The organism is Methylobacterium nigriterrae (assembly GCF_037106235.1).
In the GTDB taxonomy this organism is placed as follows: Bacteria; Pseudomonadota; Alphaproteobacteria; order Rhizobiales; family Beijerinckiaceae; genus Methylobacterium; species Methylobacterium nigriterrae.
Genome location: NZ_JBAWTG010000032.1, coordinates 54,685 through 62,712 on the forward strand (window position 1 = coordinate 54,685; position 8,028 = coordinate 62,712).

Annotated in this window: 8 protein-coding genes; 7 read left to right on the plus strand and 1 reads right to left on the minus strand. The window is 70.0% G+C overall.

What is annotated here, in order from left to right; translation table 11 throughout:
• The first annotated feature begins 390 nt into the window (after window positions 1-390).
• Window positions 391-1,908, plus strand: a complete 1,518-nt coding sequence (locus WDW90_RS17685) for a glucosamine inositolphosphorylceramide transferase family protein (RefSeq protein ID WP_336488730.1) — start codon at window positions 391-393, stop codon at window positions 1,906-1,908.
• A 392-nt stretch (window positions 1,909-2,300) separates the two neighbouring features.
• Window positions 2,301-2,639 (plus strand): hypothetical protein, encoded by a 339-nt coding sequence (locus tag WDW90_RS17690; RefSeq protein WP_336488731.1) that lies wholly within the window; start codon window positions 2,301-2,303, stop codon window positions 2,637-2,639.
• Window positions 2,640-2,757: 118 nt separating this feature from the next.
• Here the strand turns inward: WDW90_RS17690 and WDW90_RS17695 are convergent, their stop codons facing one another.
• Complete coding sequence (locus WDW90_RS17695; protein ID WP_336488732.1) at window positions 2,758-3,804, minus strand: LacI family DNA-binding transcriptional regulator; 1,047 nt, start codon at window positions 3,802-3,804, stop codon at window positions 2,758-2,760.
• A gap of 225 nt (window positions 3,805-4,029) precedes the next feature.
• Between WDW90_RS17695 and WDW90_RS17700 the strand changes: the two genes are divergently transcribed.
• From WDW90_RS17700 to WDW90_RS17720, 5 genes are all read left to right on the plus strand, one after another.
• Window positions 4,030-4,815, plus strand: coding sequence for an ABC transporter permease (locus tag WDW90_RS17700; protein WP_336488733.1), 786 nt, complete (start codon window positions 4,030-4,032; stop codon window positions 4,813-4,815).
• Window positions 4,812-5,603 (plus strand): ABC transporter permease, encoded by a 792-nt coding sequence (locus tag WDW90_RS17705; RefSeq protein ID WP_336488734.1) that lies wholly within the window; start codon window positions 4,812-4,814, stop codon window positions 5,601-5,603. The genes WDW90_RS17700 and WDW90_RS17705 overlap by 4 nt, the downstream gene beginning before the upstream one ends.
• Before the next feature lie 86 nt (window positions 5,604-5,689).
• Complete coding sequence (locus WDW90_RS17710) at window positions 5,690-6,394, plus strand: ABC transporter ATP-binding protein (protein ID WP_336488736.1); 705 nt, start codon at window positions 5,690-5,692, stop codon at window positions 6,392-6,394.
• Window positions 6,395-6,448: 54 nt separating this feature from the next.
• The gene (locus WDW90_RS17715) at window positions 6,449-7,543 is read left to right on the plus strand and encodes an ABC transporter substrate-binding protein (RefSeq protein ID WP_336488737.1); all 1,095 of its coding nucleotides are present in this window, start codon (window positions 6,449-6,451) and stop codon (window positions 7,541-7,543) included.
• A 56-nt stretch (window positions 7,544-7,599) separates the two neighbouring features.
• Window positions 7,600-8,028 (plus strand): histidinol dehydrogenase (locus WDW90_RS17720; RefSeq protein ID WP_336488738.1); only part of this gene is annotated, 429 nt, incomplete at its 3' end.

An 8,028-nucleotide genomic window follows, 5' to 3' on the forward strand; every position in this document is an offset into this window, starting at 1 on the left:
GGGGCACCCGCCGCCACGACCCTGCAAGAGACAGGCAACCGCCTGAGGATTTCCGAATTCCGCCCGATCCGGGCGTGTTCGACCGGCGTTTCATCGGACGATGGTTAATGGCATCCGGCCTTGAGGTGAGCGAATACCAGACCATCCCGCGAGAATGTTTGGGGATAAAGCCGGCGCGGCGATTTATTCGCCGCCCCCATTGCGCTGTTTCTCACGTCGCGACATGACACGAGGCCGACGATCGTCTCGATCCATGCCGATCGGGCCCGGGTCCACTCCCGCGTGCGGGGAGGGCGGAGCGGGGCGGAAGACGTCACCTCCTTGCGCAGGGTGCCGAGAGGGGCGCGTGAGCGTGCAGGATTCGTCGATCGGGGCCGGGAACGGGATGACATGCGTCTGAGGCTGCGAATCGATGGACGGCGGCCGCGCCGGTGGCACGCGGCGCTCGCCGGGCGGATCGCGGCCATGCCCGGCCTCGACATCGAGCTCGACGCCCGGCCCGGGCCCGAGGCCTGGCCCGACAATGCCGACCTCCTGTTTCGCCTCGAGAGCCTGGTCAACCGGCTGCCGGCGACCGGCGCCTCCGCCCCGGCGCCGTCCGGAGCGCTCGCCGCCCACCCGCCGCCGTCCGGGCGGCCGCCCGACCTCATCCTGGACCTCTGCGGAGACGCGGAGGGTCCGGAGGGCGCGCGGATCTGGCGCCTCGCCTTCGACGGCATGCCGGGCGAGGCCGGGCTGCTGGCGAGCCTTCTGGCCGGGCGGGTTCCGCTCGCCACCCTTCAGGAGGGCGGCGAGCGCGTGCGCGCGGGCCACCTCGGCACGGAGGTTCCGGGACGGCTGGTCACCGCCTTCGAGGACGGGCTCGCCCGGACCACGACCCTGATCCTGGCGGCCCTCGCGCAGGACCGGCCGCGGCCGGCCGCCTCCGGCGCACCGCCTCCCGGATCGCCGGAGGCGGCCTGCCCGCGGCCCGCGCTCGCCCCGCGCGTCGCCCGCATGCTGGCGATGGCCGTGGTGCAGCGCCTCTACCATCTCTGCTACCGCGCCCCGCACTGGCGGACGGGGTGGCGGCGTCTCGACGGCCCGGATCTCGTCGAGCTGCGCCGCCATCCGGAATCCGGTTGGCGCGTGCTGCCCGACGACGGGCAGCGCTTCTACGCCGACCCGTTCCCGATCGACCACGACGGCGCCACCTGGCTCTTCGTCGAGGAATTCATCCACGGCATCCAGAAGGGCGTCATCTCGGCCGCGCCCTTCGGGCCGGACGGCGCCGCCGGGCCGCTCGTGCCGGTGCTGGAAGAGAGCCATCACCTCTCCTACCCCTTCGTCTTCGTTCGGGAGGGCTCCGCCTGGATGATCCCCGAGAGCGGCGCGGCCGGCACGATCGACCTCTACCGCGCCTCCGCCTTCCCGGGCGGCTGGGTCAAGGAGGCGACACTCGTCTCGGGCCTCGTCGCCAGCGACGCCACCCTGCTGGAGCAGGACGGCCGCTGGTGGATGTTCGCGACGGTGCGCGACGCCGAGCCCGGCGCGCCGCTCGGCACCGGCTCCTACTCGGACGCGCTCCATCTCTGGTCGGCCCCGGATTTCCGCGGGCCCTGGGCGCCGCATGCCCGCAACCCGGTGCTGATCGACACGACCTCAGGCCGCCCGGCCGGCCGCATCGTCCGGCGCGGCGAGAGCCTGATCCGGCCGGTCCAGGATTGCGCGGGCGGCTACGGGCGCGCCCTGTCGCTCGCGCGGATCGACCGGCTCGACGACGAGGGCTTCGCCCAGACCGTCGAGGCGACGATCCGGCCGGGGCCGGCCTGGCCGGGGACCCGGCTGCACACGCTGAACCGGTCGCGCAACCTGGAGTTCATCGACGGGTCGGCGCGCGCCCCCCGCTTCGGCCGTCCGCGGGGTTGAACAAACCCGAATGCGCCGGATGACCGGGATTTCATGGTTTGTTCAACGGCGCGGCCGCGCCCGCCGGCGAAGCTCGGGCGGCCGCACGCCCCCGAACACTCGGCGGGATCTTGGCGGCGCGATGGTTTTCTTTTATTCCCTCTATACTTCCACCGCATTCGTGGTCGAGAGTCCCGGCCTCGCCAGTTTCCCTCCACCCTCACGCTCAGGATTGTCGGATGAGGCGCCGCAGCGCGCGACCGGTCGTGGTCGAGATCAAGTCATCGCGTTCCCAGAAATCCACGTTATCTCAGGACTTTAGCCCGGCCCGTCCCGGCCGTGACCTCTGGGCCGGTCTTCCGATCGAGTCGGAATCGCCGGCCGTTCCCGCTGCCGAGCCGAAGGTCTTCCCCGTGGCCGGAGACGCGGCGGAGCCCGCCCGTCGCGTCCTGCCGAGCCTCCTGCCGATGTTCCCGGAGCCCGACGCCCCGGCGCAGGAGGATCCACCGCCCGCCCGCCGCCCCCGCATCCCGGCGCCCGTGCGGGCGACCCGGCCCCGGCCGAAGGCGGCCGAGGAGACGGCCCCCGCGCCGGCGCCGGATCGAGCGCCGCTGCCCGTCGAGGCGGCCGAGCCGGAGACCGTTTCCGCCGAGGAGCCGTCTCAATCCGAGCGGCCGGCGCGAAAGGGGCGGCTCCCGGAACTGCGCCGCGGCGAGCGCTGGAAGCGGCGCCTTCCGCGCGCCTGCTGGTGAGTTGCCGGCACGCGGTTCGGATCCAGGCCGCGCCGCGCGTCGCCAGATCTCTTCGTCGTCATCGCGTGCAGAAAGATGTGGGGCTGCGTCGATCAGGATAAAACTGCGACGACGCCAGTCATTCGATCGAAGAGGCGATCATCGGCAACGCCAAGCCCGGGGCTTTTGCGGTCGAGTGTCGAGCGACAAGCTCTATCGGGAGCTCGATGCGGTTGGAACGCGGCAAGCCTCTGATCCTGCAAAGCAAATGGTCCGCTATCTCCCGTCCAAGTTCCGATGTCGGAAGGTGAATCGTGGTCAGCGACGGCGCGACGTGGCTCCCGATTTCCAGATTGTCGATGCCGATGACCGAGAGATCGCGCGGGATCGGGACTTGACGCTGCGCTGCCTCGAACAGGACGCCGACCGCCAGTAGGTCGTTGCCGCAGACGATCGCCGTCGGCGCGTCCGCTAGGCCGAGAAGCTGAGCGAGACCCGCGCGGCCGCCCGCGAGCGTGAACGGCTGTTCCGAGACCCGCGAACCCGGAAGATCGAGGCCCATACCGGCCAGGGCCGCGCGCACGCCCGCGACCCGAAGCCGTGCGCGGTCGTTGCTCTGCGTGAAACCCGTCACCATGCCGAATCGCCTGTGACCGAGCGCGAGCAGGTGCTCGGCGGCGAGGGCGCCCGCGCGGGCATTGTCGAACCCGATCGAGTCGAACCGATCGTCGAACGACCAGCTCAGCACCACGGGAATGCGCGCCGCAGAGAGGAGCGCCCATGTCTCCGGCAGATGGTCGGCCCCCACCACTGTCAGGCCATCGACGCTGCGCTCCAGCATTGCGCGCACCGCGGACGCTTCCTGGGCGGGCGAGTACTCGTGAGTCGCAATGAGGAGCTGGTATCCCTGCCGGGCGAGCGCCGTCTGCATCGCCTGCACGGCCCGCGCGAAGATCGCGTGGTCGAGCGTCGGGATGACCACCCCGATGGTGTGGGTGCGCCCGGACGCCAGCGCGCGGGCCGGGCCGCCCGGCATGTAGTTGAGGGCCCTGGCCGCATCGAGCACGCGCCTGATCTTGTCGGGATGCACGGTGGTGGAGCAAGCCAGTGCGCGCGACGCCGTGGCCGGCGATACGCCGGCCAGATCCGCCACGCCCCGCAAGGTTGCACGCCCGCTGTCCTTCATCGCCCAATTCCGCCCCATCCGCCTGTGATGAATAGCCATGAAACTTGTTTCATGGAAGGCGCACGAACATACACAAGAGCCTACGGATCGAATTAATTGATCGAAATGGCGAGATCGGGTTGACAGGCCTCATCCTGACATCTCTATTTGAAAGCGCTTTCAAAGCTGGATCGCGTTGAAGCCCGACAGTCCGTGTAGAGGGACGTCGCTGCAGGAGGAAATCCCGTGAGGCTTAGCCGCCGGACCGTCGTCGGCGCGACGACCCTGCTCGTCCTCGCCCTCGCCTGGTATGTCGCGACGACGGGGCTCGGCCTAATCTCGGCCGGGCGCTTTCCGGCACCGGGAGACGTCGGGGCCGCGGCCGCGCAGGCCTTCGGGCGCGGCTATCCCGACGCGACCCTCGTCGTTCACGTCCTGCATTCCCTGAAGCTCGTTTTCCTCGGCTTCACGGTCTCCGTGGCGCTCGGCGTGCCGGTCGGGATGCTGATGGGCTGGAGCCGGACCGCGGAAGCCCTGATCAACCCGATCTTCCTGCTCCTGCGCCCGATCCCGCCGCTCGCCTGGATCCCGCTCGCCATCCTGTGGCTCGGTCTCGGCGACGGGGCGAAGGTGATGGTGATCTTTCTGGCCGCCTTTCCTCCCGCGGTGATCAGCACGCACACGGGCATCCGCGCTGTCTCGCCGGCGATCGTCGAGGCCGCGCAGATGCTCGGGACGCCGCGGGCCCGGTTCGTTGCGGAGGTGCTGGCACCGGCCGCGGCGCCGATGATCTTTACGGGCCTGCGCCTGTCTCTCCAGGCGAGCTGGACCACCCTGGTCGCGGCCGAGCTCGTCGGCTCTCTGGCCGGCCTCGGCTACGTGCTGAATGTGGCCCAGCAGGACCTCTATCCCGGCATGATCCTCGTCGGCATGGCCGCCGTCGGGGTCCTCGGCGCTGCCAGCACGGCCCTGCTGGGCTTGGCCGAGCGCCGTGCGGTTGGCTGGGCGCAGACCCGGGGGGCCTTCGCATGATCGCCTATCGCCAACCCTTGCCCGCGCACAGGACGCTCCTGCTCGGCCTCGTCGGGACTCTCGCTTTCTTCGGGATCTGGACTGGGCTCTCCGCCAGCGGGCTCGTCTTACGCCTGTTCCTGCCGAGCCCGCTCGAGGTGATGGAGCGCTTCGTCGTGCTGCTGACGACGCCGTTCGCGGGCGGCACCCTCGTGGCGCATGTCGCCTCGAGCCTGCAGCGCTTCCTCTCGGGGTACCTGCTGGCCGCGATCGTGGGCATTCCACTCGGGTTGATGATGGGCTGGTCGCGACTCCTCGACGACATCGTGACCCCGATCTTCGACGCGCTCCGCTTCATCGCGCCGATCGCCTGGGTTCCCTTCGCCGCCCTCTGGTTCGGCACCGGGATTGGCGGCCCGCTGCTGATCATCTTCGCGGGTGCCTTTCCGCCCTGCCTGATCAACGCATATCGGGGCGCCCGCTACGTCGACCCGAATCTGATGGAGGCCGCCGCGATGCTGGGGACCCCGGGGCGCCGGGTCATCGCCGAGGTGATGCTGCCCGCGGCTCTGCCCTCGATCGTTGCGGGCCTGCGCATCAGCGCCGGGCTCGGCTGGCAGTCGCTGGTCGGCGCCGAGCTGATCGTCGCCTCGACCGGCGTCGGCTTCATGATGGTGCAGGCGCAAGGCGCCGTCTCCACTACGACGGTCATGGTCGGGATGATCGCGATCGGTCTGATCGGCGTCGCGATCGATGTCGGCCTGCGCCTGATCGAGGCCCGCATCCGCCGTCATCTCGGACAGGCCTGAGGAGGCACCATGAGCTGCATCCAGTTCGAGCGGGTGAACAAGGAGTTCGGGGGGCTGTCAAGGCTCTCGACGGCGTCGACCTGACGGTGGCCGACCGCGAGTTCGTCGCGATCGTCGGCGCCTCGGGATGCGGTAAGACCACCTGCCTCAGGCTCGCCGCGGGCTTCGAGCGTCCGACCTCCGGCCGGGTCCTCGTCGGCGGCCGCGCGGTCTGCGAGCCAGGTCCGGACCGGGCCGTCGTCTTCCAGCAATTCGCGCTGTTCCCCTGGAAGACGGTGGCGCAGAACATCGCCTTCGGTCTGCGCAACCAGGGTCTGCCTCGGCCCGAGCGGCGAGAGCGCGTCTCGGCGGCCATCGCCATGATCGGGCTCGACGCCTACGCGGACGCCTTCCCGCATCAGCTCTCCGGCGGCATGCAGCAGCGGGTCGCCATCGCGCGGGCCTACGTGCTCGAGCCGGAGGTCCTGCTCATGGACGAGCCCTTCGGCGCCCTCGACGCGCAGACCCGCGTGGTGATGCAGGAAGAGCTCGTGCGCCTCGCCCGCCGCAATCCGCGCACGGTCCTCTTCATCACGCACGGCGTCGAGGAGGCGGTCTACCTCGCGGACCGAGTCGCGGTGATGACCGCGCGACCGGGCCGGATCAAGGAGATCGTCGACGTCAAGTCGGTCCGCGAGGCCGAGCGCTGGGAAGACTACGCCCGGATCGAGGACGTGATGGATCTCGAATCCTTCGTGCACCTGCGGACGCACATCTGGAAGTCGCTGCGCGAGGAGAAGACCGGCCGCTGAGCGCCGGACCGCCCGACGCCGTCGCGAGGACGGCTCAACCCCGAGGATCCGACCATGGCCAAGACGCTGACCCGGATGCTGGCCCGACCCCTACTCGCCGCCGCTCTCGCGCTGGCGCCGCCGCCCGTCCTCGTGCCCGGCTTGCAGGCCGCCGGCATGCCCGAGAAGATCGGCGTGTCCTACCAGCCGTCGCTCTACTGGGCCCTTCCGTTCTACATAGCGACGCAGAAAGGCTGGTGGCAGGCGATCGGTCTCGATCCCACCTTCGCCGTCTTCCCTGCGGGCGCGCCGCAGGTCGCGGCCGCGCAAGCCGGGTCCTGGGATGTCGGCGGGACAGGCTCGGTGCCGGCAATACTCGGAGCGGCGCGCTTCGGACTTCTCACGATCGGGCTCACCAACGACGAATCCAAGACCAATGCCCTGATGGTGCGGGCCGAGCGCGCGGACGCGATCCTGAAGGAGCCGAAGCAGCTTGCCGGCCAGAAGCTCCTCGTCACCACCAACTCGACAGCCGATTATGCCGCCCGTGCCTGCCTGCGGAAATGGGGGCTGGGCCCCCGCGACATGCGCTTCGTGAATCTCGGCCAGGCGCAGATCATCTCGGCGGTGATCGCCGATGCCGGCGAGGTCGTCGGGGTCTGGGCTCCCAACACCTACACGCTTGAGGAGAAGGCGAATGCCCGGGTGCTCTGCAGCGGGGCGGATGCTGGGGCCATGGTGCCGGGGGCGCTCGTCGTGCGCGCCGACTATGCCAAGGCGCACCCGGCTGAGGTCGCGAAGTTCCTGGCGATCTACCTGCGCGGCTGGGGCTGGGCCAAGGCCAACCCGAAGGAGGCGCAGGCGATGACGAAGCGCTTCTACGCGGAGGGCGGTGTCGAGGCGTCCGATCGAGCGATCGCGCAGGAATTTGCCTTGCGCCCGACCTACACCCTCGGAGAGCAACTCGCGGCCCTATCGCGCGCGGCGGGCGGCTCATCGGTCGACGGCTGGTTCAGCCGGATCGGCAGCTTCATGGCCGAGGTCGGCACTGTCCCGGCCGCGCCGGATCCGAAGACCTTCATCGACGACGCCTTCCTGAAACAAGTCGCCGAGGATCCGAAGCTCAAGGCATTCGCAACCGAGTTCGACGCCGCGGGCGCGCAGCGCTGACCGGCCCTTCCGAGCAGCCCTCCGCTTCCACAGAGCCTTCTACGACAGGTGAGACCATGACGATCGAGCACGTGAAGCGCGCGACCAAGACTCCCGAAACCGAGACCGGCGCGGCGCGCAAGGTTGTGAGTGAGATGCTCGCCGAGATCGAGATGCGCGGCGAGGCCGCCATCCGGGACTACGCGCAGAGGCTCGACGGCTGGTCGGGCGAGATCCTGGTCGGCCCGGACGAGATCGAGCGGCGCACGCGCGACGTGCCCGAGAGCGTCAAGCGGGACATTGCCTTCGCGGCAGGCCAGGTGCGCCGCTTCGCCGAGGCCCAGCGCGACAGCGTCCAGGATTTCACCGTCGAGCTGCTGCCGGGCCTGACCACGGGCCAGAAGCTTGTCCCCTGTAACGTCGCCGGCTGCTACGTGCCCACCGGCCGCTACGCGCATATCGCCTCGGCCTACATGTCGATCGCGACGGCCAAGGCCGCGGGCGTT